21 protein-coding genes, 3 pseudogenes, 1 CRISPR repeat array and 1 other annotated feature are annotated in these 26,660 nt (G+C 44.6%); of the genes and pseudogenes, 18 read left to right on the forward strand and 6 right to left on the reverse strand.

Annotated features, from left to right (window positions below; all coding sequences use genetic code 11):
* Window positions 1–47 precede the first annotated feature (47 nt).
* The 7 genes from NJD71_RS08840 (at window position 48) to NJD71_RS08870 (ending at window position 6,434) form a co-directional block, all read left to right on the forward strand.
* Window positions 48–491 (forward strand): acyl-CoA thioesterase, encoded by a 444-nt coding sequence (locus tag NJD71_RS08840; RefSeq protein WP_319051604.1) that lies wholly within the window; start codon window positions 48–50, stop codon window positions 489–491.
* A gap of 170 nt (window positions 492–661) precedes the next feature.
* A complete protein-coding gene (gene hisIE, locus NJD71_RS08845) occupies window positions 662–1,498 on the forward strand; it encodes a bifunctional phosphoribosyl-AMP cyclohydrolase/phosphoribosyl-ATP diphosphatase HisIE (protein ID WP_319051605.1) in 837 nt (278 codons plus the stop codon).
* A gap of 201 nt (window positions 1,499–1,699) precedes the next feature.
* Entirely contained in the window at window positions 1,700–1,942 is a 243-nt protein-coding gene (gene tatA, locus NJD71_RS08850) for a Sec-independent protein translocase subunit TatA (protein WP_319051606.1), read from the forward strand.
* Window positions 1,943–1,968: 26 nt separating this feature from the next.
* Complete coding sequence (gene tatB, locus NJD71_RS08855) at window positions 1,969–2,670, forward strand: Sec-independent protein translocase protein TatB (RefSeq protein WP_319051607.1); 702 nt, start codon at window positions 1,969–1,971, stop codon at window positions 2,668–2,670.
* Window positions 2,670–3,557 (forward strand): twin-arginine translocase subunit TatC, encoded by an 888-nt coding sequence (gene tatC, locus NJD71_RS08860; RefSeq protein WP_319051608.1) that lies wholly within the window; start codon window positions 2,670–2,672, stop codon window positions 3,555–3,557. The genes tatB and tatC overlap by 1 nt, the downstream gene beginning before the upstream one ends.
* A 231-nt stretch (window positions 3,558–3,788) precedes the next feature.
* Window positions 3,789–5,288: a UvrD-helicase domain-containing protein gene (locus NJD71_RS08865; protein WP_319051609.1), complete on the forward strand. Its 1,500-nt coding sequence runs from the start codon at window positions 3,789–3,791 to the stop codon at window positions 5,286–5,288.
* 75 nt (window positions 5,289–5,363) lie between these two features.
* The gene (locus NJD71_RS08870; protein WP_319051610.1) at window positions 5,364–6,434 is read left to right on the forward strand and encodes a tRNA dihydrouridine synthase; all 1,071 of its coding nucleotides are present in this window, start codon (window positions 5,364–5,366) and stop codon (window positions 6,432–6,434) included.
* A 46-nt stretch (window positions 6,435–6,480) separates the two neighbouring features.
* Here the strand turns inward: NJD71_RS08870 and NJD71_RS08875 are convergent, their stop codons facing one another.
* Window positions 6,481–6,909 (reverse strand): MAPEG family protein, encoded by a 429-nt coding sequence (locus NJD71_RS08875; protein WP_319051611.1) that lies wholly within the window; start codon window positions 6,907–6,909, stop codon window positions 6,481–6,483.
* 11 nt (window positions 6,910–6,920) lie between these two features.
* Complete coding sequence (locus NJD71_RS08880; RefSeq protein WP_319051612.1) at window positions 6,921–7,334, reverse strand: OsmC family protein; 414 nt, start codon at window positions 7,332–7,334, stop codon at window positions 6,921–6,923.
* 477 nt (window positions 7,335–7,811) lie between these two features.
* Between NJD71_RS08880 and NJD71_RS08885 the strand changes: the two genes are divergently transcribed.
* Window positions 7,812–8,330 carry an RNA pyrophosphohydrolase gene (locus NJD71_RS08885; protein ID WP_057761956.1) on the forward strand — a complete coding sequence of 173 codons (519 nt, stop codon included), beginning with the start codon at window positions 7,812–7,814 and terminating at the stop codon, window positions 8,328–8,330.
* 114 nt (window positions 8,331–8,444) lie between these two features.
* Here the strand turns inward: NJD71_RS08885 and NJD71_RS08890 are convergent, their stop codons facing one another.
* Both NJD71_RS08890 and NJD71_RS08895 read right to left on the reverse strand, forming a co-directional pair.
* The gene (locus NJD71_RS08890; protein WP_319051613.1) at window positions 8,445–9,266 is read right to left on the reverse strand and encodes an NRDE family protein; all 822 of its coding nucleotides are present in this window, start codon (window positions 9,264–9,266) and stop codon (window positions 8,445–8,447) included.
* 90 nt (window positions 9,267–9,356) lie between these two features.
* Window positions 9,357–11,012 (reverse strand): DUF4139 domain-containing protein, encoded by a 1,656-nt coding sequence (locus NJD71_RS08895; protein WP_319051614.1) that lies wholly within the window; start codon window positions 11,010–11,012, stop codon window positions 9,357–9,359.
* 388 nt (window positions 11,013–11,400) lie between these two features.
* Between NJD71_RS08895 and urtA the strand changes: the two genes are divergently transcribed.
* The 9 genes and pseudogenes from urtA to NJD71_RS08940 all read left to right on the forward strand — a co-directional run bounded on the left by urtA (window position 11,401) and on the right by NJD71_RS08940 (window position 22,057).
* On the forward strand, window positions 11,401–12,753 hold the full coding sequence (gene urtA, locus NJD71_RS08900) for an urea ABC transporter substrate-binding protein (RefSeq protein ID WP_319051615.1): 1,353 nt from the start codon (window positions 11,401–11,403) through the stop codon (window positions 12,751–12,753).
* 494 nt (window positions 12,754–13,247) lie between these two features.
* Window positions 13,248–14,885, forward strand: a complete 1,638-nt coding sequence (urtB, locus tag NJD71_RS08905) for an urea ABC transporter permease subunit UrtB (protein ID WP_319051648.1) — start codon at window positions 13,248–13,250, stop codon at window positions 14,883–14,885.
* 10 nt (window positions 14,886–14,895) lie between these two features.
* Window positions 14,896–15,966, forward strand: a complete 1,071-nt coding sequence (gene urtC / locus NJD71_RS08910) for an urea ABC transporter permease subunit UrtC (RefSeq protein ID WP_319051616.1) — start codon at window positions 14,896–14,898, stop codon at window positions 15,964–15,966.
* On the forward strand, window positions 15,966–16,811 hold the full coding sequence (gene urtD / locus NJD71_RS08915; protein ID WP_319051617.1) for an urea ABC transporter ATP-binding protein UrtD: 846 nt from the start codon (window positions 15,966–15,968) through the stop codon (window positions 16,809–16,811). Before urtC ends, urtD begins: the two co-directional genes overlap by 1 nt.
* Window positions 16,812–16,909: 98 nt before the next feature.
* The gene (urtE, locus tag NJD71_RS08920; protein WP_319051618.1) at window positions 16,910–17,608 is read left to right on the forward strand and encodes an urea ABC transporter ATP-binding subunit UrtE; all 699 of its coding nucleotides are present in this window, start codon (window positions 16,910–16,912) and stop codon (window positions 17,606–17,608) included.
* Between the two features lie 309 nt (window positions 17,609–17,917).
* On the forward strand, window positions 17,918–18,802 hold the full coding sequence (gene lgt / locus NJD71_RS08925) for a prolipoprotein diacylglyceryl transferase (protein WP_319051619.1): 885 nt from the start codon (window positions 17,918–17,920) through the stop codon (window positions 18,800–18,802).
* A gap of 151 nt (window positions 18,803–18,953) precedes the next feature.
* A pseudogene (gene thyA, locus NJD71_RS08930) lies at window positions 18,954–19,594 on the forward strand (thymidylate synthase); the annotation flags it as partial.
* A 45-nt stretch (window positions 19,595–19,639) separates the two neighbouring features.
* On the forward strand, window positions 19,640–20,803 hold the full coding sequence (locus tag NJD71_RS08935; protein WP_319051620.1) for a tyrosine-type recombinase/integrase: 1,164 nt from the start codon (window positions 19,640–19,642) through the stop codon (window positions 20,801–20,803).
* Window positions 20,804–20,824: 21 nt separating this feature from the next.
* Window positions 20,825–22,057, forward strand: a pseudogene (locus NJD71_RS08940) (IS3 family transposase).
* A 52-nt stretch (window positions 22,058–22,109) separates the two neighbouring features.
* A CRISPR array of direct repeats spans window positions 22,110–23,217; the repeat unit is 28 nt; unit sequence CTTCATCACCGCATAGGTGACTTAGAAA.
* Window positions 23,218–23,282: 65 nt separating this feature from the next.
* On the opposite strand, the pseudogene NJD71_RS08945 reads toward NJD71_RS08940, so the two are convergent.
* Window positions 23,283–24,419: pseudogene (locus tag NJD71_RS08945) on the reverse strand (IS3 family transposase).
* A gap of 108 nt (window positions 24,420–24,527) precedes the next feature.
* Here NJD71_RS08945 and NJD71_RS08950 point away from each other — a divergent pair.
* Window positions 24,528–25,337, forward strand: a complete 810-nt coding sequence (locus NJD71_RS08950) for a tyrosine-type recombinase/integrase (protein WP_319051621.1) — start codon at window positions 24,528–24,530, stop codon at window positions 25,335–25,337.
* 36 nt (window positions 25,338–25,373) lie between these two features.
* Here the strand turns inward: NJD71_RS08950 and NJD71_RS08955 are convergent.
* A protein-coding gene (locus tag NJD71_RS08955; protein WP_442967664.1) for an IS3 family transposase occupies window positions 25,374–26,593 on the reverse strand; the annotation gives its coding sequence in 2 pieces (ribosomal slippage) (window positions 25,374–26,317 and window positions 26,317–26,593; 1,221 coding nt in all).
* Window positions 26,202–26,318: a sequence feature (AL1L pseudoknot), on the reverse strand. Its footprint overlaps the gene before it by 117 nt.
* Window positions 26,594–26,660 lie beyond the last annotated feature (67 nt).

The following is a 26,660-nucleotide window of genomic DNA, read 5'->3' on the forward strand; positions in this document are numbered from 1 at the left end:
TCGCATGATAGGTGGCGTAATCAATTACCATCACTTTAGGAGATAGTGTGTCAGAACAAGCGTTAGCATTTGAAGATGACTTATTTGTCTTTGAGACAGTGATGCGTGTGCGTCATACTGAGATTGACTTGGGACAGCATATGGCCGTTGAGTCTCTAACAGCACTCCTGTCTGAGGCGCGTCTTAGATTCCTACAAGCCAAAGGTATTAAGGATATCAACGCAGAGCAACAGGGTTTGATTATTGATCAATTGCAGCTAGATATCATGAGCCGTATACGAGTGCGCGAAGAGCTTTTATTCGAAGTCGGTGTGGAGCCAATATATGACAATGGCGGTCACATAGTCATAAAGGTCACCCGTATGCATACTGGTGAAATCATGGCACAATCACGGCAGCACTTTGTCAATTATGACTTTAGCCTCAATAAAGTAGTCAAACTCGATAAGACGACCAAAGAAGCGCTTTATCCCCATTTATTTAGGCTGTAAAATAGCGGGCTATAGCATACTTTTATTTTAATCAGTATTCATCTGATACAACTTGTCGAATCATCTCCTCGCATCCTTCATTACTTCACTCACAACATTGCTTCACTCATAAGTAGTATAATTGCTTATTGATCTTTTTCACCTTTTACCTATAAGACGATAGATACATTATGACTTTACCTGCTTGGCTGACTGCCGTAACTTTTAACGATGATGGTTTGATTCCTGCGATTGCTCAAGATCACCAGTCAGGTCGTATCTTGATGATGGCTTGGATGAATAGCGACGCACTACAACTAACGGCGCAAACAAAGACCGCCGTTTATTTTTCGCGCTCGCGTGCCAAATTGTGGCACAAGGGAGAATCATCAGGTCATACGCAGACGGTGCATGATATTCGTCTAGACTGTGATGCAGACGTGATTGTACTTAGTGTCACGCAAGCGGGCGGTATTGCCTGTCATACGGGCCGTGAATCTTGCTTTTATCAGCGTTTAGATTTATCTGGTCCAACGCCAGAGTGGCAAACGGTTGATAAGGTACTCAAAGACCCTGCTGATATTTATCATGCTACAAAAACTACTAACGATATGCCTGAAGGCAAGAAAGATGATGCCCATGCTGATTCTGCTACTAACCAAGAGTCAGTTGATAACGCCTCTGTACTACAACAGCTCGATCAAGTCTTAGCAGAACGCAAACAAGCCGATGCTGACAGTTCATACGTAGCCAGTCTATATGCCAAAGGCTTAAATAAAATATTAGAAAAAATCGGTGAAGAAAGTACAGAGAGCATCATCGCTGCTAAAGATTTTGCTCACTGTGATAAAAGTAGGGATAAGGCGCAGTATGATGAGGCGCGTCACGAGCTAATATATGAAGTGGCAGATGTCTGGTTTCACACTCTAGTTGGACTGGCATGGTTTGATATTGAGTCAGATGCTGTGTTGGGCGAACTAGGCAGACGTTTTGGGTTGTCAGGTATTGATGAAAAGGCTGCTAGATAGCTCTTATGCAATAAGCATCACTTTTATTTGATTACTGTTGTTTTCATCTATTTGTAATAACTGCAGGTTATAATATATCTCTGTTTTATCTCGACTTATATGTCGATGCTTTTTGTTTGATACATAAACCTTTTATAACTGCAAAATATGCATATAAAGACTGAAAACTAAGTCACAAAACCAAGTCATAAGGATACCGTTATGGGTAGTTTTTCTATTACACATTGGCTAATACTACTGGTTGTTGTCGTTGTCGTTTTTGGCACTTCAAAACTTAGAAATGCTGGCAAAGATTTAGGCGGTGCGGTTAAAGGCTTTAAAGAAGCGGTCAAAGACGAAAATACAGAACACGCCAAAAAACACGTGGTGCTTGATCACGACGGCACAGCCCATACCGAAGAGCGCACAGCAACCACCAAGGTTGATGATAAGCATAATGTATAGCATTTAGACAGTGACATCGGACCATTATGTTTGATATCGGGTTTTCTGAACTACTTCTCTTTGGCGTTATCGCTCTCATTGTCTTGGGCCCAGAAAAACTGCCACAGGCAGCGCGCACGGCTGGGCAATGGTACGCCAAAATTCGCCGTACAGTCTCAACATTGCAGTCTGAAATAGAGGCTGAGCTTGACTTGGCTGAGACACGCCAGCAAATGCAAAAAGAGCTTGCCAAAATTCGCCAGACTGAAGTTGAAATGAGGCGTGAGATGGCTGAGATGCGCGGCAATATGAAAGCTTTTGAAAGCTCACATAGTCCTGCTTCTGAAGCATCCACGAATGCTGAAAACAGCAAGGGTGACGAAGCTCATGAAAATAGCCGCACACAAAAGCAGCAACCAGCCACACCAAAAGCCTTCGACTATGCTTATGCCTCTGACGAGCAGCCAGATACATTAGAAAATGGTCAATTATCGAAGCGCGGTCACAACGGTGACAATGTAGATGATGTAAATGTGGGTGATGCAACTATAGGTGATAATGCCAAGGCAGCGCCAGTTGTTCAGACCATCACTACCCGTCCATGGGAAAACATGTGGTTTCGACTTGGTGCTTATGACAAAGCACGTCGGCTCCCAATGCCGCCATATGTGCCAAATTATAAAGCTGACGCCCTACTCAACAGTCCTGCCAACATGCAGACTTCTGACCATAAGCAGGAGACTGATTGATGCCATTATTCAAGCGTAAAAAAAGTCGTCAAGAGAAAATCGCTGTTTCTGCCGTTACTGACCCAAATGTCATCGATCAAGATACTGAAACAAAAACTAGTACCACTCAAGATAAAAAATCAGAGGATGTTTTAAGCCCTTTGGCTGATATGCCTATTACCGAGCATTTGATTGAGCTGCGTCGGCATTTGATCAAAATATGTGTGGCGGTACTGATAATATTTTTAGGCTTGGTCGGCTATTCGCGCGAGCTATATAACTTGTTGTCTGACCCATTAGTTGCACAGTTACCCGCCAATTCGACCATGATTGCCACCGATATCACGTCAAACTTTATGGCGCCGATACGTCTGACCGTATTCGTAGCCGCATTTTTGGCGATGCCCTATATCCTTTATCAAATTTGGTCATTTGTAGCGCCCGGTCTGTATAAAAAAGAAAAGAAAATTGCTATTCCAGTGCTGCTATCTTCTATATTTCTGTTTTATGCAGGTGTGGCTTTTTCTTACTTTATTGTGCTCAAAGGGGTCTTAAAGTTCTTTATCATGTTTGCCCCGCAAAACGTACTACCCATGACGGATATCGACAGCTATCTTAGTTTTGCCTTAAAACTATTTATGGTATTTGGCTTAACCTTTGAGATTCCCGTTGTCACTTTACTATTGATATTGGCCGGCATTGTCTCCATTCAAAGTCTAGAAGAAAAACGCCGTTACATCATTGTTGGCTGTTTTGCTGTGGCTGCCGTAGTCACGCCACCTGATGGGGTATCGATGTTGATGTTAGCCTTTCCAATGTGGCTGTTGTTTGAGCTTGGTTTATTTCTGGCAAAAATTTTGATAAAAGAAGAAACAAGTCCTAATCTAACATCAGCAATCAAAAAATAGTCTCACCAGTGCCCTATTTGGATGTCCAATAGCTCCTAATTTAGATTAGAATGAGACTAGATACATAAAACTGTGCTGTAAACTGCTCACATATTTTCTTCTTGTCCCATCAGTAAGCTTAGCGCTTATTATCATGTTTTAGCACCATCATCATCTCTAAGCCATTGTTTATCCAGTGGCTTTTTTGCCCCTTGTGTTTTAATCATTTTTTGTACTTTAGGTAACTTTATTATGTCCGCATCGATGCCAGCTTATATGAGCGACCCCACTGATGAGCAGCTTGCTGCGCTGAATATGGCGATGGATCACAAGTCATTTAAAGTGGTCGCTTATGCAGGTGCTGGTAAGACAACGACCCTCAAGCTGATTGGGGAACGTTTACGTGGGCGCGGTCTATATTTGGCGTTTAACAAAGCCATTGCCAATGATGCACGGCAGAAGTTTCCGCCGCATGTAGAATGCCGTACTTTTCACTCGCTGGCCTATCGCCATGTCGCTCGTGATATTACTGCCAAGCTGTCTTTGCCGCGCTTTTCACCCAAACGTCTGGGTGACGACTTGGGACTGCAGCCTGTGCAAGTACGTCGGCAAATGGAGGGGGTCAATAAATATATTACGCTCACGCCAGCACGGCTGTCTCGGTTCGTCAGCGATGCAGTAAGTAATTTTTGCAGCACACATGCCAGCTACCCTGCGCCAAGGCATATCCTGTTCCCCAGTTGGCTCAATGCGTCAGATGCAAAGCAACTGCGTGAGATGCTCTACCCTGCTGTTGAGCAACGCTGGTTACAATCGATCGATGCGCGTCATCCTGCGGGCATTGGGCATGATATTTATCTCAAACTATGGGCGCTGTCCAAGCCAAGTATCCCTGCGGATTTTATTTTGTTTGATGAAGCGCAAGATGCTGACCCCTTGATGATGGGTATCTTGACCCAGCAGTCGAGACAAGTCATCTATGTGGGCGACGCGCATCAGCAGATTTATGAATGGCGCGGCGCGGTCAATGCAATGAAAAAACTACCCCTACCGCAGACGTTACTGACGCAGTCCTTTCGCTTTGGCGAGCCGATTGCAGAGGTAGCTAACACCTTACTTAAGGCCCTACAAGAGGACGTACCGCTAAAAGGCAATCCGAATAAACAGTCCTCTACCGATAAGGGCATGGTACATAGTAAAAAAGATGCTATTTTGTGCCGTACCAATGCGGCTGCTATGTCACAACTATTGACAGGACTAAAGCATGGCCACCGCGTGGCGCTACAAGCAGATACTGACCGTATGCTCAAATTCTGCCAAGCAGCCGAAAACTTAAAAAATGGTAAATCGGCTTATGGTGTACCTGAGCTGGCGTATTTTTATAACTGGGGTGATGTGCAAGAGTACGCCGAAACCAATGAAGGCAGTGATCTCAAAACACTGGTCAAACTGGTCGATGACCACGGTACCAATGTCTTGAGTCAAGCGGTCAATAGCCTGACCAGTATCGAAAATGCTGACTATGTCATCTCTACGGCTCATAAAGCCAAAGGGCTCGAGTGGGAGAAAGTACAGTTAGATGATGATTTTTACTACGATGTGACCACCAATGCGGTCAAAATAAGCCCAGAAGAGTTGCGTTTGCTCTACGTTGCTTGCACGCGTGCGCAAAGCAATTTGGATATTCACAATATTAAAGACTTGATATCAGGATTACAGACGGGCAAAAAAGTGATTTTTGGTAATACCTAATTACCCTACACCTCTGTCAGACTCAAGTTTTATTCAATCTCTCTTATAACGACCCTTTAGCAGTGAATCACCAGCATGAATAATAGCCAGCAACTTCAAACGCGTCAAAATACTATTAATCAGTTATTTGCAGCTCCCGTGCGTTTGCTCGCACCTATGGAGGGCTTGACCGATCCTTTGATGCGCCAAATTCTAACGCAGATTGCATCAGATTTAGGGCGTCCTTATGATTGGTCAGTGAGTGAGTTTATTCGTATTACTCAGCATGTCTTGCCTGCGCATGTTTTCTATAGGTACGTCCCCGAACTCCATCACGATGCCAAAACAGCCTCTGGCACGCCTATTCATATACAGATTTTGGGTAGCGAAGCGCAGCTGATGGCAGAAAACGCCACTTATGCTTGCGAGCTTGGCGCGCCTGCAATTGATATCAATTTTGGATGTCCTGCAAAAACGGTCAACAGCCATCGTGGTGGTTCTGTATTGTTAGATGAACCTGAAACAATGTATCAGATTATCAGTGCCGTACGTCAAGCCGTTCCCGCCCATATACCAGTATCAGCTAAGATTCGTCTGGGCTATACCGACACTAGCCGAATGGATGATATTCGCGGCGCAATTAACGACAGTGGAGCCGACTGGCTCACCATTCATGCACGCACTAAGACCCAAGGCTATAAGCCGCCCGCCTATTGGGACAAAATCCAAAGTTTTAATGCGCTCGATATTCCAGTCATTGCCAATGGCGAGATATGGACAGCAGCGCAAGCAAATGAATGTATGACGCAAGCAAGTACACCGCATTTGATGTTAGGTCGCGGTGCAGTAACACGTCCTGATCTGGTTGCGCAAGTCGATAGCCATACTAATAATAATGCTGAAGAAAATGCTGAGAGCAATGCTAAAAACAATATTGAAAATCTAGAGAATGTCTCTACATTGTTGTGGCAAGATTTGATCGCCCATCAGATTAAGTTTTTGGAGGGTGCAGCAAAGAATGATGTGGTGTTGGTCGGTCGCTACAAGCAATGGCTAGGTATGCTTACTAAAGGCTATGTTGAGGCACAGATGGTATGGGAAGCGATTAAAAGAGAAAAGAATAAAGCGGTGATTATCAGCGCACTACAAGCGAGTGTGCAAAAATAATCACCTAGTCATACGTGGTTTGCTTTATAAGTAACAATGGGCAGTGCTATACGCTGACTCGTATCGCTAAATAAAACAGCATTAGACAGCATGCCATCGACAATACCCAAAGAATAGAGCGAAATGTCGATAAGTTGGTAATATAAGCGGTGCAGTAGCCAATCCTAATCATTACATACAACCAAGCCAATACATTAATAATAGACTGCGGTACAAAGAGTAGCATCGCTGTCAGTACAGCTGCTAAAAATACAGGTAAGGTTTCATAGCTGTTTTTTTGTGCGGCATCAGCGCGTGCAGCAATACCAGTAGTGCTTTGCATAAAGTCACGTGGATGCGCATTGTTTCTGATTCTAAATCCACCGGATATTTTTGCCACTAAAGATACTGCCCATGGCAGTAAGCTTGCGGCTATCATCGCCCAGATAGCGGAGGCAACTTTATCAGAAACCAAGTCAAAGAGTGCACTGATCATTGTATAAGTCCCTAACCTGCAATCACTTCAAAATCGTGGGTAATGTTGACCCCACCTTCCACTAGCATACGGCTGGCAGAACAGTATTTTTCAGCTGATAGCTGAACCGCTTTTTCGACCTGTTTGTCTTTGATATTTTGACCTGTCACAACAAAATGCATATGAATATCAGTATATACAGCTGGTATGGTCTCAGCACGCTTGGCAGTTAGCTCACAGCGCACGTCTGTTATTTCTTGACGAGATTTCTGCAAGATCGATACAACATCGTAACTGGCACACCCCCCTAATCCTAGCAGGATCAGCTCCATCGGGCTTGAGCCTTTCTCTTTATCAGCATCGAGCTGCACGTTATGTCCTGATGGTGACACACCCATAAAAGCTTTGTTTTCTTGCCATGTGACGCTTGCTTTTGACTCTGACATTGCAGATGCTCCTTACTTTGATTGGCATATTGCCTATTTTTATTGTTTGAAATATATAACACTTGGCTAGTGTAGCATAAGCCAAAGTAAGATTTTATAGAGCCATTGTTCTGCTACCGTGTCACGATGAGTAAATACACTACTCTTACTCTTCGATTTTTGATAAAGCTGTTATTTCGTAAACCTTTTGATTGTTTTGGAATAGTGCAGTTGTCGCTGCTCATTACCACGCCTACAAAACCATTATCTTATAAATACACAAAAGTTCATTTATAAATATTTGATTTTAAAAGGTAAAACTCGTGAAACATTTTATAGCAAAATACTGTTACACATTTTGCTTGTTTCTTGGTTTAATAACGGTAATGAAACTCGTTTTAGGCAGATACCAATAACAATCACCTTATAATAATTACGATTGCTATTATGATTTGGATCTAGGACGAGCTATTTTTAAATAAATTAAAAGGTTTAGTCATGATAGATGCAGACGGCTTTCGCGCCAATGTCGGCATCATCTTGGCAAATACACAAGGGCAGGTTCTGTGGGCAAAACGGATTGGTCACAACGCTTGGCAATTTCCGCAGGGTGGTATCGACCGCGGGGAGACGCCGATGGATGCAATGTATCGCGAACTCTGGGAAGAGGTCGGTTTACATCCGCGTCATGTGGACTTATTGGCAGTCACGCAAGATTGGCTGCGTTATCGCTTGCCAAAACGTTATGTACGTCATGGCCAGCACCCCTTATGTATTGGGCAAAAACAAAAATGGTTTTTGCTACGCTTAGATGAGCCAAATACTCAACATATTCGCTTCGATGAAGGGAAGCCTGAATTTGACCATTGGCAATGGGTCAGCTACTGGTATCCACTCGGACAAGTGATTCACTTTAAACGAGGCGTTTATCGCCGTGCCTTGCAAGAATTGGTACGCGAACTCCCCTTAAAACAAGAACTGATCATTCCTGAGCAAAATAATCATCTGCTTATGTAATAAATTACTCAATAGTACGATGCAAAACACCCACGACAATAGCTAGAATGTTAGCAATTACCGTGGGTGTTTTTTTATGCTCCTAGACCTATACTCTCAAAACGCTATTGATGACTACTTTGAGTTACTGTCAAATTCTCGGCTGATGATATCGGTCGTGAAATCTGCATCCCTATCTTTGCGTAATGTCAAAATGCTTTGAGTCCGCGTACCATAGGTGGGTGTGTTGGTTTCAACATCACCAAAAGCCACTGGCTCAATATAAACAGAGGACAAGGTTTGCTCAATCTCAGTGCTCATACCCGTCTCTGGCAGCTGATCATCTGGTGCTTTGGTGTTATCCGATAGTACATCGAATGCCGCCGCTTGCCAGTATTCAGCCGAGCTGTCCTCAGCAATCAACGGCAGCACCTCTTGGCGCAAACGTCCACGCAACCGCTCGGTCTTAAACCAGCTGTCCTCTGGCTGACCGTTAGATATGACATGCAGACCTGCATATAATGGCGTGGGTGCATGACCGCGATTATTAACGATGACAGCTTGAGTGGCGTCACCAATAATCAGGTTAAAGCCTGCATAGTTTTGCAAATCAATCTGCCGTGCAAAATCCATCGGACTTAGAGTTCCTGTTAAAAACTCAGTGACCAGTGCACCACGTGAGCGCTCATCACTGCTTGCTTGCACTCCATCACGAAAATTCAATACCGCAGCCCAAAGACCATTTTGTTCATAATACTCTGGACTCTGCGCTGGCGATGTTTGCTGATGAATGCCTAACCACGTACCACCGCTTTGTTTATCACGTCCAGCATAAATAGGTTGGTCAGCCCACTGATGTAGCGGATCCGTCGGACGCTGCAAAAACTCATCGCGATTGGACAATAGCACTAATGGCAGTTCGTCAAATAACTGCCAAGCAATGGCAACAATACACATAGCATTCCTTTTATTATTTTATGTTGGGCGCGAGATTTTTGGTAAAAATAAAAATCATCACTTAAAACTGATTTACTAATCAAGCGCCGCTTATCGATTACCACTCAATACTTTATTGGTAGGGTAACTGATTTGGGACGTTGAGCGTATCACCTGTGACTGTTTGCTCGGCAAGTCAAACTCCCACGCTACCATGCCTTGATTGTCATTCCAATTGCGCTCAGTGATAGGCGGCGTGTGGGTGACTGCAACTTTCAGACTATCATCGCGGCTAACAGGCTCGCTACCTAGTACTTGCAAGCGTACAGCGCGGTCGTGCTGGTTGGTAAATTGATAGGCTTGGGTAGTCGTTAAAGTTTGTGTGCGGCTTAGCACACCTTTTTCACCTTGCTTGTCTTCGTTGATCAGCGCTTTTACAAGCATATTTGAATCACGACCAAAACCAATCCCCTGCTCTTTTAGCATCTGATAGTTATAGCGCGATTGACCTACATAGTTGTCATCACGGTACAGCTGTAATGAGCCATCCACCCACTCTGGCGTCAGAAATGGTGCTGATGCATACCAATATGCTGTCGTCTCAACGCTAGGGGTACTTCGAACCCACAGCTTACTACCGCCATACTGCTCGCCAATAACTGTGCGTACCCGTCTACCATCACTAGGGATACTCACCAGCTGCGGCAAGCGATACTCAATGATACCGTTTTTGTTCTGGCTACTGACCGTAAAGTTCGGTAGCGGCGCCATATTTGGTGCTCTAGAGTCGTCGCTATAGCTCTCTCTCGCAGACACGACTACAGGCGTGTTATCCACCATAGCTGATGCATACTGAGCATTTTGGTTTTCTTCATATAGCGATAGGCGCGGCACATAAGGCAGTCGTCCTGTCGCACTTTGGTTGGGATTGGCGGTACTGAGAGTGACAGGTACGTTGGTCCAGTTCTCGCCCGTTTGCTGGGCGATGATCGCCGAGGCGGTGATACTCAACTGATCACTACTGGTGTTTAGACGCGCCTGATACGTAGGCTCCCATCCTGCACCCTGTACTTGATAGTGCAATTTAACGCTACTTGGCAAGCGACTGGCAGTGCGCACACTTACCTGTGTCACGTCATTGGAGGTTGATGTTGCGCTGCCCGCTACCAGCTGATTCAGTGCGTCTTGGGCACTTGCCTGTCGCCGCTGAATGTCCAAAATCTTTTGGTTAATGCGGGTTGCTTGCGCTTCTATGTCGCGTGCGTTATTTGTAATCGTACTCGCTGTGTTGACTTGCGTGGCTTTAGTCAAATTCTGCAAGTAGGCTTTTGCCAAGCGCGCCGCTTCTAATTCAGCATTGATACTGGCTAGAGTGTTTTGCTGCGCCTGCACTTTAGTATCGCCTTGATATTGGCATTGGGCGGCTTGCTCTCCACTCAACGCTTCAATACTGACTTCACCAATATTGACATTACCTATTGCCTGTACGCTTAGACTTTCTTTATCTATATAAGGTGATAGGCAAGAGAATATCACGGTTTGCTCGCCACTCCCTGTGATAGGCAACGAACGTGTGACACTTGCCAGTCCCTGATAGATAGTCACTTGCTCGACGCTACTGATAGCTGCTTGTGCACTAGATATACCCCATACTGCACTGCCACCGCATATCACTGGCAGGACAGCGAGCCGCGTCATTCGAGTGAACGCAGATAATATACTGGTACGATCATTTGAGACAGACCAGTGTGTTAGGTGGACATTCATACGTCATTCCTCAAAATGAAATTATCCTAGCGTCACCGTCAGTCTTATATCAGATAAGCGCGTAAGAGAACCTCTATCTTAGCAAGATTACCGTAGCCGTTTTGACCGTTTTTAATAGAAACTTTTTTATCGCCTCAGGTCTTTTAATGAGAGCTTTTCTATTTCAGTGTGCTGCTCTATACACTGCACCAACTTTTTATTCCTCTCCCCTTTATGGTGCACTTTCATTAACAATCGTGCACTAAATTAATGAAAACGACCGACAAGATTTAATTATTGCTCAATTATTACTCGATTACTGACTCTTTTGACTTGGCACAGAACTTGAAGTCTTAATTATTGTTCAGGAGCAGTATTTTTACTTTTTGTGTTTATTTAGGAGATGTCCATGTTTTCGTTACCAACTTTAGCCAATCCTCAGTGTGTTGACTCTCACTTACCCAGCAAAATCAAATCTCGCTTCTCATTACTAGCCATCGCTGTCGTTGGTAGCTTGAGCCTCGCTGGCTGTCAAAAACCTGCTGAAACGGCGACCTCTACAGAGACAACAACCGAAACCACTACAGAAACAACGACGACTCCTGCTGCTGATGGCGACACCATCAAAGTGGGCATTTTGCATTCACTATCTGGCACCATGGCCATCTCTGAAACCTCTCTAAAAGACACGGCACTCATGACCATTGATGAGATTAATGCCAGCGGCGGCGTACTCGGTAAACAGCTAGAACCTGTGGTCGTTGACCCTGCTTCTGATTGGCCGTTGTTTGCTGAAAAAGCCCGTCAACTACTCACTCAAGACAAAGTAGATGTTATTTTTGGTGGCTGGACATCAGTATCACGCAAGTCAGTATTACCAGTGGTTGAAGAGTTGAACGGGTTGATGTTCTATCCAGTACAGTACGAAGGACAAGAGCAATCAGAAAACATCTTTTATACTGGCGCAGCGCCCAATCAGCAAGCTATACCCGCGGTTGAATACTTAATGAGCGAAGAAGGTGGCGGCGCAGAGCGCTTTGTACTGTTAGGTACTGATTACGTCTACCCAAGAACCACCAACCAGATCTTAAAGGCATTCTTAAAGTCAAAAGGTATCGCTGATGAAGACATCATGGAAGAATACACGCCGTTCGGCTTTAGTAATTATCAAACCATCGTCTCCAATGTCAAAAAATTCTCAACAGGCAAAAAGACAGCCGTAATCTCTACCATCAATGGCGACTCAAATGTTCCGTTCTATCGTGAACTTGCCAACCAAGGTATCAACGCCTCAGACATTCCGGTTATGGCATTCTCAGTCGGTGAAGAAGAGCTACGCGGCATCGATACCAGTTTATTGCAAGGGCATTTGGCGGCATGGAACTACTTTATGTCGATCAAAAACCCAACCAACAGCGACTTTACCAAACGCTATAAGCAGTATGCACTAGATCAAAAACTGCCAAATGCTGAAAAGGTTGTGACCAATGATCCGATGGAAGCCACCTATGTGGGCATCAATATGTGGAAACAAGCCGTTGAACAGGCAGGTACCACTGATGTCGATAAAGTACGTATTAGCATGGCTGGACAGACATTTGATGCCCCTTCAGGCTACACGCTAAAAATGGATGAGGAAAACCATCATTTATGGAAACCTGTCATGATTGGTCAAATTCGTGCCGATGGTCAATTTGATACGATTTTTAAGACGCCAGAAGTTATCCAAGCCCAGCCTTGGAGCGAGTACATTCCTAAATAGACCGTCTTTTTAATGACTGTATGCTGACAAATATATGGCTGGTGAGACTATAATGCCTGAGCACAATCACGAATCAGCGCGCTCAACTGCCATAGCTATGTTTGACCTTATAGTTATGTTTGACCTTTTAAAACCCTTCAAACTTTATCAAACCTTTATCGCTCAAGACATGAGCGGTAAAGGCTGAAGGTTTGTTGTCTGTAAAACATAGGGAGCCGCATATGCAGCGCCACACTTTACGCCCATTTGCAGGGCAAATATCGTCCAAAAATGATAACGCTCAGCAAGCATCGTTAAGCGGGCTAATGACGCACGTCACTCGTTTTTCAGTGTGCACGATTTTGCGGCTACTTGCAGTCACCACGTTATTCATAACGACCTTGGCCACCACTGCACATGCTGATCACGGTGACCATAGTAATACAGAACATGCCTATGACCATGTGATTAAGGCCACTCAATCTGCGAACACCGTCGCTGCGACATCGGAGTCAATGACCGACGGTAGTGACACATTACGCACAAACAATGAGCAGTCATTGACCACACCTGCTAATGCCTCAACGCCTGCAAAATCTCCCACTGCTCATCCAGCAACGATTAGCCAACCAACTGTAGGCGATGCTATTCCCCAATTTGTGGCAGGAGACTTTAGTCAACGCCAAGCCATGCTAAGTGATTGGCCAGGATCGGTTGAGAGTTTGGACAGTTTGGTTGAGTTGATTGCAAATGACGAGCTATACCAAGGCAATGGTGGACAGACTTATTTGCTCAATGCAGAGGATCAGCTATTTACTTATCCCGAAAAAAAAGAAACGTCAGACTGGCCCAGTGATTTATCACAAATAACGTTGACCAACACATTACGCTCGGCGCTTATTTTTGGACAGGCAAAGGTAAAGCTCGAATCTGACAAGCCAGCTCAGCGCCTGCAAGCGGTGGAGATTTTGGCTAATAACATCGATCAAGTCGATCCAGCCATTATCACAGCAGCGGCCGCAAACGAAGACAATACCAAAGTTCAAAAAGCATTAGCTGCATTGCAGGCTCGTATTGACTTCAAAAACGGTGACCTCCCCACTCAGATCGCCGCGGTCAATCTACTCGCCGATAGCGACAGCCCGCAGGTATTGGTTGATATCGAGTCCGCTCTTGCAGCCGATAACGTGGATCCTACGCTCGAAGCAGCGCTAATTGATGCCAGAGATAGCGTGGCACGCCGTATTCAGATAAGCACATGGACGGGGCATATTTTCACTGGTATGAGTACGGCCAGTATTTTATTGCTAGCAGCGCTTGGTCTTGCGATTACCTTTGGGTTGCTTGGCGTCATTAATATGGCGCACGGTGAGCTGATCATGATTGGTGCTTATACCACCTATATGGTGCAAAACGCATTTCAAGCTTATATGCCGGACATGGCGGGCTGGTACTTGCTTGCTGCTATTCCCGCAGCATTTTTGGTCAGCGCCATCATCGGTATGATTATTGAGCGCATTGTTATTCGTCCGTTATATGGTCGTGAGCTAGAGACACTATTGGCGACCTTTGGCGTGAGTCTGATTCTCATGCAGCTGGTGCGGATGATTTTTGGCGCGCAAAACGTTGAAGTCAGTAATGTGGCATGGCTCAGCGGTGCGTATCAAGTGTCCTCAAGCCTTGTACTGCCTTACAACCGTATCGCCATTATCGTGTTTACGGTCATCGTCGTGGCGCTACTGGTGTACTTGCTCAACAAGACTCGCTTTGGGTTATTTATACGTGCTGTCACTCAAAATCGTCAAATGGCACGTGCCGTGGGCATACCTTCGGCACGCATCGATATGATGGCATTCGGTCTAGGCTCTGGGCTGGCTGGTATGGCTGGTTGTGCACTGGCGCAAGTGGGCAACGTCGGTCCTGATCTGGGACAGACCTATATCATTGATACGTTTTTAGTCGTCGTTGTGGGCGGTGTCGGACAAGTGTGGGGCGCGGTATTGGCCGCCTTGGGATTGGGGGTCAGTGGTACCGTACTTGAGATTGGTATCGGTGCAGTATTGGCTAAGATTGTGTTGTTGGTTCTTGTGATTCTGTTTATTCAGAAGCGGCCACAAGGTTTATTTGCCCTCAAAGGCCGCTTTGTCGAATAAGGAGAGCTCTATGATACTGACCAAATTACTGTCTGACTCGCGGCGTAGTGCCATTTTAATCGGTTTATGTTTTGCCATACTTTTAATACTTCCTTGGCTACACCTGATGCCAGAGACCTCACCTTTTCACCTTTCAGCTTACTGGATCACGCTTATTGGTAAGATCATGGCACTAGCGATGGTGGCTTTGGCACTAGATCTGGTCTGGGGCTATGCTGGCATTCTAAGCTTGGGACATGGTCTGTACTTTGCCTTAGGTGGTTATGCGTTTGGTATGTACTTAACGCGTGAGACTGCTGGCGATGGCCTGCCTGATTTTATGCGTTTTTTGAGCTGGACTGAGATGCCATGGTATTGGGCTGGCACGCAGCATTTTTGGTGGGCAGTCGCATTAGTAGTCTTAGTGCCAGGACTGATTGCCTTTATCTTTGGTTTTTTTGCCTTTCGCTCCAAGATCAAAGGCGTGTATTTTTCCATCATCACCCAAGCGATGGTCTACGCAGCAGCGCTGCTATTCTTCCGTAATGAAACAGGATTTGGTGGTAACAATGGCTTTACTGGTTTCACTACCCTTTTAGGCTACGACATTACGGCTGCCTCAACCCGTGCGGTGCTATGTTTCGTGACTGCTTTGGCACTGCTTGTGTCTTACATGGGTTTGCGTCATTTGATGAACCAGCCTTATGGACGCGTACTGGGTGCGATTCGCGATAGCGAAAACCGCTTGCAGTATTTGGGTTATCGTACCCTATGGTACAAGCTATCAGCTTGGGTATTGTCCGCTGTCATAGCTGGTATCGCAGGTGCGCTCTATGTGCCGCAAGTCGGTATTATTAATCCGAGTGAAATGAACCCTGTGAACTCAATCGAGATGGCAGTCTGGGTCGCGACTGGCGGCCGAGGAAGTTTGATCGGTGCGATTTTAGGTACGGGTGTGGTGAACGCAGTAAAAACCTACTTTACGGTCGCCTACCCTGAGTTTTGGCTATTGATTTTAGGCGGGTTATTCGTTGTGGTCACCTTGTTTTTACCCAATGGCATTATGGGCTTGTTTGACCGATTCAAAAAGGAGAAACAATAATGCTAAGTGATAAACCATCAACGACTGAGCAGCTTATCAATGAGTATGGGCGTACTCATGGCGGTACGGGACGCAGTCACCCAAAGCCATCAGGCGTCGATTTTAGCCACGGTATTGCGCTATACCTAGAAGAGGTGAGCGTTTGGTTTGATTCGTTTCGAGCACTCAACAATCTGTCGCTCTATATCGAGGAAGGCGAGCTACGCTGTATTATTGGTCCCAATGGTGCGGGTAAAACCACGCTTATGGATGTCATCACTGGTAAGACCCGCCCTACTGACGGTAGTGTGTTTTTTGGTCAAACGCATAACCTTGCTAGCCTATCTACCGAAGAAATCGCTGAAGCAGGTATCGGTCGTAAGTTTCAAAAGCCCACCGTATTTGAAAATTTTACTGTCATGGATAATTTGCTACTTGCCGCACCCAAGGACAAGCGCGTGGCCAAAAGTTTATTTAACAAACTTGATGCCGACACGCGCGATACCCTGGATGCGACCCTTGAACAAATTCGTTTGACTGACAAAACCAACAAACCTGCTGGCTTGCTCTCACACGGTCAAAAGCAATGGCTAGAGATTGGTATGTTACTGATGCAAAGCCCCAAGCTGATTTTGCTCGATGAGCCAGTAGCAGGCATGACCGATGCCGAAACAGAACATACTGCAGAGCTGTGCCTACGCCTCAAAAAGAACCATACTCTAGTGGTTGTCGAGCATGACATGACCTTTATCGATGCGATTAGTGAAAAAGTCACGGTATTGGCACAAGGGGCGATATTAGCCGAAGGTACTTTGGCGGAAGTGCAAGCCAATGAAGCGGTTATTGAGTCCTATTTGGGGCGATAATTGGTCAATAGTTAGAGCGATAATCAAGTATATCTCGATTAAATACACGGCTAGACCATATAGACATCAGAAAACAATGTAGAGGTTAGGAGACCGTCATGTTACAAGTCAATGGCATCAATCAATATTACGGCGGCAGTCATATTTTACGAGACGTCTCGTTCACAGCACCTATAGGTGCGTGCAGCGTGGTACTTGGGCGTAACGGCGTGGGCAAAACCACGTTGCTCAAATGCTTGATGGGCATATTACCTATCAAATCAGGGCAGATATTACTGAATGATAAAGACATCAGCAAGATGTCCCCAGAGCAACGCGTCCGAGCAGGTTTGGCTTATGTGCCTCAAGGTCGTGATATTTTTTCGACACTGACGGTAGAAGAGAATATCTTGATCGGTATGGCAAAATTCTCACGCACTAAAGCCAAGCAAGTACCCAAGCATTTATATGATATCTTTCCAGTGCTCGATGAGATGAAGCATCGACGCGGCGGTGACCTGTCTGGTGGTCAGCAGCAGCAGCTTGCTATCGCTCGTGCGCTCGCCTCCGAGCCATCAGTGTTGATTTTGGATGAGCCAACCGAGGGTATACAGCCGTCTATTATTAAAGATATCGGCCGCGTACTTCGAGACTTAGCAGACAAGGGTGATATGGCGATTGTGTTGGTAGAGCAGTTTTATGAGTTTGCCGAAGAGCTCGCTGATAACTATACAGTGCTATCACGGGGCAAGGTCGTGTCTCAAGGTGCAGGCGACACCATGGTCGACAACAACGTACAAGAACTGGTGGCTATCTAATTGTTTTAATCCTATCTACTTGGTAGTGGGCATCTTTTATGCGCTAAGAACGCCATACTTTTCTTAGACTGTCCACTATCAAGAACCTCTTATGGTCACCTCAACCCCCTTCTTCTATCACTGCGGCTATATCTGAGATCTAACGCTTCTTTTCTTTCACACCTCTTGCCGAGCACTCTATCAACGACCCTTAACTCCATTAGTAAATCTCCTAGCGTCCCCTGACTGGCGTCATAGCAATTATGTATGCTGGGCGCATGAAATTTGCTATTATAGTCAGCACTTTATTATCAATATTATGACACTCTTATGACGATTCACCCTCAGTACGATCCTGTCGCTTTAGCACTGGGACCTGTCGAAGTCCACTGGTATGGGCTGATGTATTTACTGGCATTTGCTGCCGCTTATGGTCTGGCATGGTATCGCAGTACCAAGCGTGAGGGCTGGACGACAGATATGGTCTCAGACTTAGTGTTCTTTGGCGCACTTGGCGTTATTTTAGGCGGCCGTGTCGGTTATGTGTTGTTTTATCAATTTAGCGAGCTGCTACAAAACCCTGCTTATCTGTTCAAAGTCTGGGAAGGCGGTATGTCATTCCATGGCGGTCTGATCGGTGTGATGCTAGGTATGCTGTACTTTGCTCGCAAGTATAAAAAGACACCATTTCAAGTGCTCGATTTTATCGTCCCCTGCGTACCGACGGGTTTGTTATTTGGTCGCATCGGTAACTATATCAATGGCGAGCTGTGGGGCCGCGTCTCTGATGGTGGCTATAACTGGCTCACGTACTTCCCTCAGGCAGCTGGCTTTGATATGCAGCAGCTACAAGCCAACCCTGCGCTGCAAGACGTTATGACTGAAGTCAACGGTCAGTACTTGCTGCCTCGTCATCCGTCACAGCTCTACGAAGCTTTTGCCGAAGGTCTGCTATTGTTCTTATTCCTGTGGTGGTATTCATCAAAACCCCGTCCACGCATGGCGGTGACTGGTGTCTTTATGCTGGGCTATGGCTTGAGCCGTTTCATCATTGAGTTCTTCCGTCAGCCAGACGTTGATCAAGGGTTTATCTTGCTCGGTTGGATGACCAAAGGTCAGATATTGAGCGCACCGATGATACTCATTGGTCTGTTCTTGATCGGTTACGCTTACAAGCGCGGCATCTACGACTGGGGCAAACAAGCGGCTTACTAAGGCTGTGCTCCCAGTAGAGTGATGGATAACTTGAATAATAGGGTAAATGGTCGCAGCACCTACCCTAGCAATACTTTTCATAATGACAGCGGCGGTATCGGTTATTCGTCTAGTCGGTAGCTACTGTCAGCAGTAACTAAAGAGCATTTTTATGATCAATAGTAACCACAGTAATAACGAGCAAGCGTATCTTGATTTGCTACGCGTCACGTCTTAGACAACGGTACCGAAAAAGGTGATCGTACGGGTACGGGTACGCTGAGTCATTTTGGCGCGCAGTTGCGTTTTGACTTAGCAGAAGGTTTTCCACTGCTAACCACCAAAAAGGTTCATTTTAAATCTATTGCTTACGAACTGCTATGGTTTTTAAGTGGTAGTACTCATGTTCAGTACCTACAAGACAACGGAGTGCGCATTTGAAATGAGTGGGCAACAGCGGAGCAAACCGCACGCTTCAATCGTCCCGAAGGTGATCTTGGCCCAGTATATGGTCATCAATGGCGCAACTATGGCGCGACCAAAAACGAAGACGCCGGTTATAATTCTGATGGCGTCGATCAAATTGCACAAGTGGTCGAACAAATAAAAACCAATCCTAACTCGCGCCGCCTGATTGTTTCAGGTTGGAATCCAGGTGAGGCAGAGCAAGTAGCACTGCCCCCTTGTCATACGTTGTTTCAGTTCTTTGTGGCAGACGGTAAGCTCTCCTGCCAACTCTATCAGCGTTCAGCTGATTTATTTTTATTATACCCCCATAACAATAATGCACAATACGGAGTAATAAATCATATATAATGCAATACATAATTTAGTCTATGTATTGAGATAGTGATTATTATGGATGTTAAAGTTTGTTTTGATACAAAGTTAGATTTATCTAAGTCTTGTTTACTCAATGAGATTCCAAACTTATCATTGAACAAAACCGTAACAGTGAATGGTATTGGAGTATTTGATGATGATGGCAAGATCCTTCCTCTTGTTTCTGAGTATTTGTCGTATCGAACCAAACATCAAATAATCTCTTATAAATCAGCAGTTACTTATGGTAGAAACCTAAGCTACTTCTTAAGTTATATTCGTAGTCGTCCAGATTATGATGACAGTGAATCTGATGAAGTATTTATTACAGTTCCAAAATACGTAATTCAAGAATACCTGACATTTTTAATTCGTGAAGATCATAAGAACTCATCTACTGTTAGAAGTAGAGATGAGACAATACATGCCTTCATCGAATACCTTTGTAGCCCTACAGAAGACCGTGATAAGCTTAGACAAGATAACCCATACAGCGATGGCTTGCTATCAAAACCACCAAAGCGCACACCCATTAGCTCTTGCACACTTGATGAGCTTTTTATATTGATTGAATTTACTGATTCAGAACGAGAAAGAGCTTTACTCCAGTTTTTATACGACTCTGGCTTACGTCGTTCAGAACTACCTAGAGTTACTCTTCAAGACTTTAAAGATATTACTAGCCTTAATTCTGAAAAATATATTTCCCGCGATACTGACCTGCCTATTCATCCCGACTATGTATCTTTGAAAGTTAAAGGAAGTAAGGGCCGTGGTAATCAAATTAAGCCACGCTGGACTTTGCTTAGCTTAGTAACTATCAAACGTGTGGAAAAATACCACGCATCTCCTTTATATAAAAAATACGCTCGTAAATATTCAAAGCCATCTGAAACACCAGCGTTCCTTAATGCTGAAGGCACTCCTTACACCCCAAATTCAATCAGTAAGCTACTTGAACGTATAAGTAAACGCGCAATCAAACACGGTCGACTCAATCGAATGATTTCTCCCCACAAGCTACGGCATGGCAACGCTTATTCAATACTACAGTCAAAGGATTTAGGGTCTAACTATGTAGATCGGCTTGCTATTGTGCAAAAATGCTTAGGCCACAACCATCTTTATACTACACAGACATATACTAGTATTCCTCTGAGCTATGCTGAAAAAACTGTAGAACCAAACTTGGTAAACTAACGACTCAATGAGGAGTTTATCATGACTAAGAAAATCAGAACCTATAGTGCAGCATTCAAAGCTGAAGCCGTTAAAAAGATAGCAGATAATAAGGGCAATGTTTCAGCGACTGCAAAGCAGCTTGGCATCGCCATGCAGACATTATCTAACTGGCAAAACAAAGCTGATAAAGGCCAGCTTATTGGTACTAAAGAATATGATCCTGAGCTCATGGCTATACTAGAAGAGAATAAACGTCTTAAACGTGATCTAAAAGTTGCTCAGGAAGAGCGAGATATTCTAAAAAAGGCCACGGCGTACTTCGCCAATGAGGAACGTTAAGAAACAGTCTGGGAGACTGTTTTAGTGACGCAAGACGAAGGGCTATGCCCGCAGTGACAGTTGATGAGGTACGTCTTTATCAAGGATAACCAGAAAATATTTAGCATCACTTGTATGTGTCACGTATTAGATGTCAAGCCATCAAGCTATTATAACTGGATAAATCGTGGTGTTAGTAATCAGCAGATCCACCGCAACCAGTGTGAGCTGCTGGTTCGCGTGGCTCATGATGAAACTAAGCAGCGCTATGGCTGTGAGCGATTGCATGCTCATCTTGCAGAGCAAGGCCATCATATCAGTCAATACATGGTAAGACGCATTAAAGAAGAATACGGCATTGTTTGCCGTCGTCACAAGCGTTTTAAAGTTACCACCAACTCAAACCATAACAAGTTTATTTATCCAAACCTGCTCGATCAAAAATTTGATACCAGTCGTCCTAACGAAGCTTGGGTTAGTGACATCACTTACATATGGACAGATGAGGGTTGGCTATACTTAGCAGGTGTTAAAGACCTCTACACTAAAGAGCTGGTCGGCTATGCTATCCACAAGCGTATGACAGCAGATTTAGTTTGCCGTGCACTCAATATGGCCATCAAGAACAAACGACCCAACCAACGGCTGATTGTGCATTCTGATAGAGGCAGTCAGTACTGTAGTTATGACTATCATAAGATCATTAAGAAGCATAAATTTAAGGGTTCAATGTCCAGACGTGGTAATTGCTTTGATAATGCTCCGATAGAGAGTTTCTGGGGCATATTGAAAAATGAGTTAGTGTATCATCAGGATTATAAAATGAGATTCGAAGCTATCAATGACATCATTAAATATATTGAGCTTGAGTATAACCAGACTAGAATCCAAAAGGGTTTGGGCTATAAAACGCCAAGACAGGTGTGGTTTGATTTTTATCGTCAAGCTGCGTAACTAAAATCTCCCAAGTCAATGTCTACAGATTTGACAGCATAGGTCAGTAATTCTTCATCACCGCATAGGTGACTTAGAAAACGTCAGCAGCAGCACCGTGAGCGTCTTTCATCTTCATCACCGCATAGGTGACTTAGAAAATCAAGCCATAGCATAGGACGCAGTACGCCCACTTCATCACCGCATAGGTGACTTAGAAAGTCTTAGTTTCCACCTCAACAAATGCGGCGGTCTTCATCACCGCATAGGTGACTTAGAAATTGCTTTGGCTCAGTAATAGCGTACTCATGCACTTCATCACCGCATAGGTGACTTAGAAAAAGATTAGCCAAGTCATGACTCATGCTATCGCCTTCATCACCGCATAGGTGACTTAGAAAGCTTAAAGCGCCAAGTGAAGTTTGAGGTTGAGCTTCATCACCGCATAGGTGACTTAGAAATGAAAAGAACACTACGGTACTTGTTGTATATCCTTCATCACCGCATAGGTGACTTAGAAATGAAAAGAACACTACGGTACTTGTTGTATATCCTTCATCACCGCATAGGTGACTTAGAAAAATAAGAATACCGATGTTGCCATTAACCGCTACTTCATCACCGCATAGGTGACTTAGAAAGCTTGATTCAAAAGGATTTGTGCGACCATCTTCTTCATCACCGCATAGGTGACTTAGAAATCGCCCGTAATAGATTGGCAGTGATGCCGAGTCTTCATCACCGCATAGGTGACTTAGAAATTAATCGTGCGTTTGGTGACGTTGTAGAACACCTTCATCACCGCATAGGTGACTTAGAAACAGCGAACAGGGCGCATTGATAACGCAAGAGACTTCATCACCGCATAGGTGACTTAGAAAATTCAATATCATTGCATTGAAAGCGTTTACCCCTTCATCACCGCATAGGTGACTTAGAAAAATAAGAATACCGATGTTGCCATTAACCGCTACTTCATCACCGCATAGGTGACTTAGAAATCAATACTAAGACAGCTATCGTACTTCTCGACCTTCATCACCGCATAGGTGACTTAGAAAACATAAAAGCACTCAAAGATGCTGCTATCGGTCTTCATCACCGCATAGGTGACTTAGAAAGTAGTGTTCTTTTCAGGTGATTGTTTGCTCGCCTTCATCACCGCATAGGTGACTTAGAAAATGTACATGATTTCGTATTAGTGATGTAAATACCCCATTCTTAACACAACATCATCGTAGAATAATTAAGCCACCTGTCTGTACTCGGCAGGTGTCATATCATTAAGTGAATCATGGGGTCTTTCGGTGTTATAAACCGTGATCCATTCCTCAGTCAGTTGACTGACCTCGTTTAAATTGTTGAAAAGGTAGCAATCTAAAACCTCATTGCGATAACTGCGATTAAACCTTTCAATGTAAGCGTTCTGATAAGGACAGCCAGGCTCAATATAGTCAACATAGACACCATGAGCTGATGCCCAATCAGTGAATGTGCTAGATGTAAACTCACTGCCGTTATCTACCCTTATTTGCTTAGGGTAACCATGCCACTCGGCTAGCTGGTCAAGGTAACGAATTACTCGGAGTGAAGGCATGCTGGTACCAATATCAATGCCTAATACTTCACGGTTGTAATCATCAATCACATTAAAGGTTCGAAAGCGAATATTGTTGTGTAGTCTGTCGCTCATAAAGTCCATTGACCAAGTATGGCCCAATGCGTTTGGCACACTTAACGGCTGAGGATGACGTGTTGGTAGCCGTCTTTTAGACTTACGGTGTAGGTTTAAGTTTAACGCGGTATAAACACGGTGTACTCGCTTATGATTCCATGAATAGCCAAGCTTGCGTATACGCTTAAAACACTTAGGGAAGCCCCAACGATTGTGCTTATCTGTTAGCTTGTTTAAGACATCAATAATCTCACTATCATCAGATAGCTTAGGCTTATAGTAGTAAGCGGTTCGACTCATGCAGACAACCTGACAACTCACTGCAATGCTGACATCATACTGCGCCTGCAATTCTTGCGCCCAGACTTTGCGCTCGGGTACAGGCGCTATAGCTTTTTTATGATATCTTCCTGCATTTGTGCTTTAAGGCTTAAGTCAGCATACATCTGTTTAAGCCTACGGTTTTCTTCTTCAAGCTCTTTTAGTCGTTTGACATCAGAGGCTTCCATACCGCCATACTTAGATCTAACTTCGCTATCGCTTCGTCTTGCGTCACTAAAACAGTCTCCCAGACTGTTTCTTAACGTTCCTCATTATAAAAGTCGAGCTAGCAATCCCGTATTTACGACACAGCTCTTTAGCAGGTATTCCAGCGTCTGCTTCTTTTAATATCGATACGATTTGGGTCTCAGTCATTCGTTTGCTCATATCAAAACTCCTTATGGGTATGTTATAAGAAATTCTACGTTTGAGCTGTGTTAGTTTAGGGGATAGTTACATACTGATATTGGATATTCTGCCAATTTATTAAAGAGTATGCACAACTTTGCCAAGAGCAAATACAACCTTCCCTCTGTGAATTTCCAGCAGTCCAAAAATGGTCGGCGTGTACGTGCGGAGCTGATATCACCGCAAGCGTACCAAGCCATTATTACGCAGATACTGGGTTCTGTAGATATATTGGAGCGGGAGATGTTCGCGCTTTTATTTATCTTAGTCTATCGTACTGGGATGCGTAAAAAAGAGCTATTGGGTCTTAAGTATAATGACATCGAAGGCTTAAAAACAGCTGTACCCTCAGTGGTAATCAGGCCCAATAGCTACCGTCCAACTAAGACTCAAAGTAGTATTCGCCGCGTTCCCTTATTTGCTCTCCTCAAACCTAATGAGCTGAATTTTTTTATTAATTTTGTGCAGAGTAATATTGGCGAGAGTTCAAACAAATTTATCTTTACCTTATCATCGGATCAGCGCCCTATTGATGACCATGTTCCGTTGCAGTTACTCAAACGAGTCTTAAAAGACATATCGGTAGATGATAATGTAGCAGAGCATACCTTTCATGGGTTTAGGCATACGGCAGTGAGCAACCTATCTTTAGCGCTAGTAGGTCATTCAGATCTCGTAGAGGCACTCACCGATTATGACAAAAGCGACGTACTGCGTATAAAAGAAGGCCTACTCGGGGAGCATAACAAGGGACAAGATCGCTGGTATGCTCTCTCAGGTATTATGGGGCACTTATCGCCTGAGCGGAGCTTTGAGTATTACAATCACTTTGCTACTCTGATGGCTACTTATGCGTTAAGCGTCTCTAATATAAAACTGCCTAAACAAACACTGTGAACCGCCCCGACTTTATCGGAGGCTGATTTGCTTGAGTCAGGCAGCGATGCCTGACAGGGTTAAATTATCGTAATACCGCTTTTCAAACTCAAAGGGTGACACATAACCAATCGTGCTATGCAGACGTGTTTTATTAAACCAGTCCACCCATTCGAGGGTTGCCAGTTCAACATCATTAACGCCAGTCCAATTCTCCTTTAAATAGTCAATTACCTCATATTTATAGAGTCCATTGACCGTTTCAGCCAGTGCATTATCGTATGAATCACCAGTCGTGCCGACAGAAGCGATGATACCAGAGTCACACATTTTGTCAGTATAGCGAATGGATAAGTACTGAACCCCTCGATCACTGTGATGAATGACATCCTTAGGGTTGTTCCTGTCTGCTATCGCCTGATTTAGCGCAGCCATAACCATATCCGTGTTCATGCGATTAGATACTTTCCAACCGACAATGCTACGGGCAAACACGTCAATAATAAAAGCGGTATATACCCAGCCGCTAGTTGTTTTTATATAGGTGAAGTCAGCTACCCATAGCTGATTAGGACGATGGGCATTAAAATTACGATTAATCAGGTCATCAGCGCATTTTTGGTCATCACGGCTATTGGTGGTGATCTTGCCCTTACCGCGCCAGATACCTTGCATACCATACTGCTTCATTAAACGCTCTACCGTACAACGAGCCACATGAATACCATCTGCCTTCATCTGCTGCCAGACTTTACGAACACCGTAACGGCATTTACTGTCCTGCCAGATGCGTTTAATCTCGTTGATATAATAATCGTCATGCTGCTGACGCAACGAGCGCTTTTCAGGGTAACTCTCCAAGTCTTTAGTACGGTAGTAGGTTGATGGGGCAATCGGTAGTACTCTACAGATTGGCTCGATCCCGTATTTCTGCTTGTGATCATCGATAAATGTGACCATTATTTCGGTGGACGGCCCTTCTCCGCCTGGGCGAAAAAAGCGGCAGCCTTACGTATAATCTCATTGGCTTGCTTGAGCTCTCTGTTCTCACGTTCAAGATCTTTAATACGTTGCTCTTGGCTTTGAGCTTGTACCGATGCAGGGATAGTTTGATCTATATGCTTCTTGTGCCATGAGCGCAGGGTTTCAGGCGTGCAGCCAATCTTAGGGGCAATGGCTTGAATGGCTGCCCATGTGGAGGGATAGTCGTTTGCTGCTTCGATCAGCATACGGACGGCGCGTTCTTTAATCTCAGGAGTGTAGGTTTGTCTTTTCATTGTCGTATTCTCTCAGAATGTTAAGTCTCCGACAATACCGGGGCGGTTCAGTTTAAGTGTTTGCGCT

This window comes from Psychrobacter sp. PP-21 (genome assembly GCF_033790785.1).
Classification (GTDB): domain Bacteria; phylum Pseudomonadota; class Gammaproteobacteria; order Pseudomonadales; family Moraxellaceae; genus Psychrobacter.

Excerpts from the sequence above, each read along its gene's own strand:
- tatC (WP_319051608.1), top strand. The coding sequence starts at position 2,670 with ATGCCATTATTCAAGCGTAAAAAAAGTCGTCAAGAGAAAATCGCTGTT.
- NJD71_RS08870 (WP_319051610.1), top strand. The coding sequence starts at position 5,364 with ATGAATAATAGCCAGCAACTTCAAACGCGTCAAAATACTATTAATCAG.
- urtE (WP_319051618.1), top strand. The coding sequence starts at position 16,910 with ATGTTACAAGTCAATGGCATCAATCAATATTACGGCGGCAGTCATATT.
- hisIE (WP_319051605.1), top strand. The coding sequence starts at position 662 with ATGACTTTACCTGCTTGGCTGACTGCCGTAACTTTTAACGATGATGGT.
- lgt (WP_319051619.1), top strand. The coding sequence starts at position 17,918 with ATGACGATTCACCCTCAGTACGATCCTGTCGCTTTAGCACTGGGACCT.
- urtC (WP_319051616.1), top strand. The coding sequence starts at position 14,896 with ATGATACTGACCAAATTACTGTCTGACTCGCGGCGTAGTGCCATTTTA.
- NJD71_RS08895 (WP_319051614.1), bottom strand. The coding sequence starts at position 11,012 with ATGAATGTCCACCTAACACACTGGTCTGTCTCAAATGATCGTACCAGT.
- NJD71_RS08880 (WP_319051612.1), bottom strand. The coding sequence starts at position 7,334 with ATGTCAGAGTCAAAAGCAAGCGTCACATGGCAAGAAAACAAAGCTTTT.
- urtD (WP_319051617.1), top strand. The coding sequence starts at position 15,966 with ATGCTAAGTGATAAACCATCAACGACTGAGCAGCTTATCAATGAGTAT.
- NJD71_RS08885 (WP_057761956.1), top strand. The coding sequence starts at position 7,812 with ATGATAGATGCAGACGGCTTTCGCGCCAATGTCGGCATCATCTTGGCA.
- urtB (WP_319051648.1), top strand. The coding sequence starts at position 13,248 with ATGACCGACGGTAGTGACACATTACGCACAAACAATGAGCAGTCATTG.
- NJD71_RS08935 (WP_319051620.1), top strand. The coding sequence starts at position 19,640 with ATGGATGTTAAAGTTTGTTTTGATACAAAGTTAGATTTATCTAAGTCT.
- tatA (WP_319051606.1), top strand. The coding sequence starts at position 1,700 with ATGGGTAGTTTTTCTATTACACATTGGCTAATACTACTGGTTGTTGTC.
- tatB (WP_319051607.1), top strand. The coding sequence starts at position 1,969 with ATGTTTGATATCGGGTTTTCTGAACTACTTCTCTTTGGCGTTATCGCT.
- NJD71_RS08875 (WP_319051611.1), bottom strand. The coding sequence starts at position 6,909 with ATGATCAGTGCACTCTTTGACTTGGTTTCTGATAAAGTTGCCTCCGCT.
- NJD71_RS08950 (WP_319051621.1), top strand. The coding sequence starts at position 24,528 with ATGCACAACTTTGCCAAGAGCAAATACAACCTTCCCTCTGTGAATTTC.
- urtA (WP_319051615.1), top strand. The coding sequence starts at position 11,401 with ATGTTTTCGTTACCAACTTTAGCCAATCCTCAGTGTGTTGACTCTCAC.
- NJD71_RS08890 (WP_319051613.1), bottom strand. The coding sequence starts at position 9,266 with ATGTGTATTGTTGCCATTGCTTGGCAGTTATTTGACGAACTGCCATTA.
- NJD71_RS08865 (WP_319051609.1), top strand. The coding sequence starts at position 3,789 with ATGTCCGCATCGATGCCAGCTTATATGAGCGACCCCACTGATGAGCAG.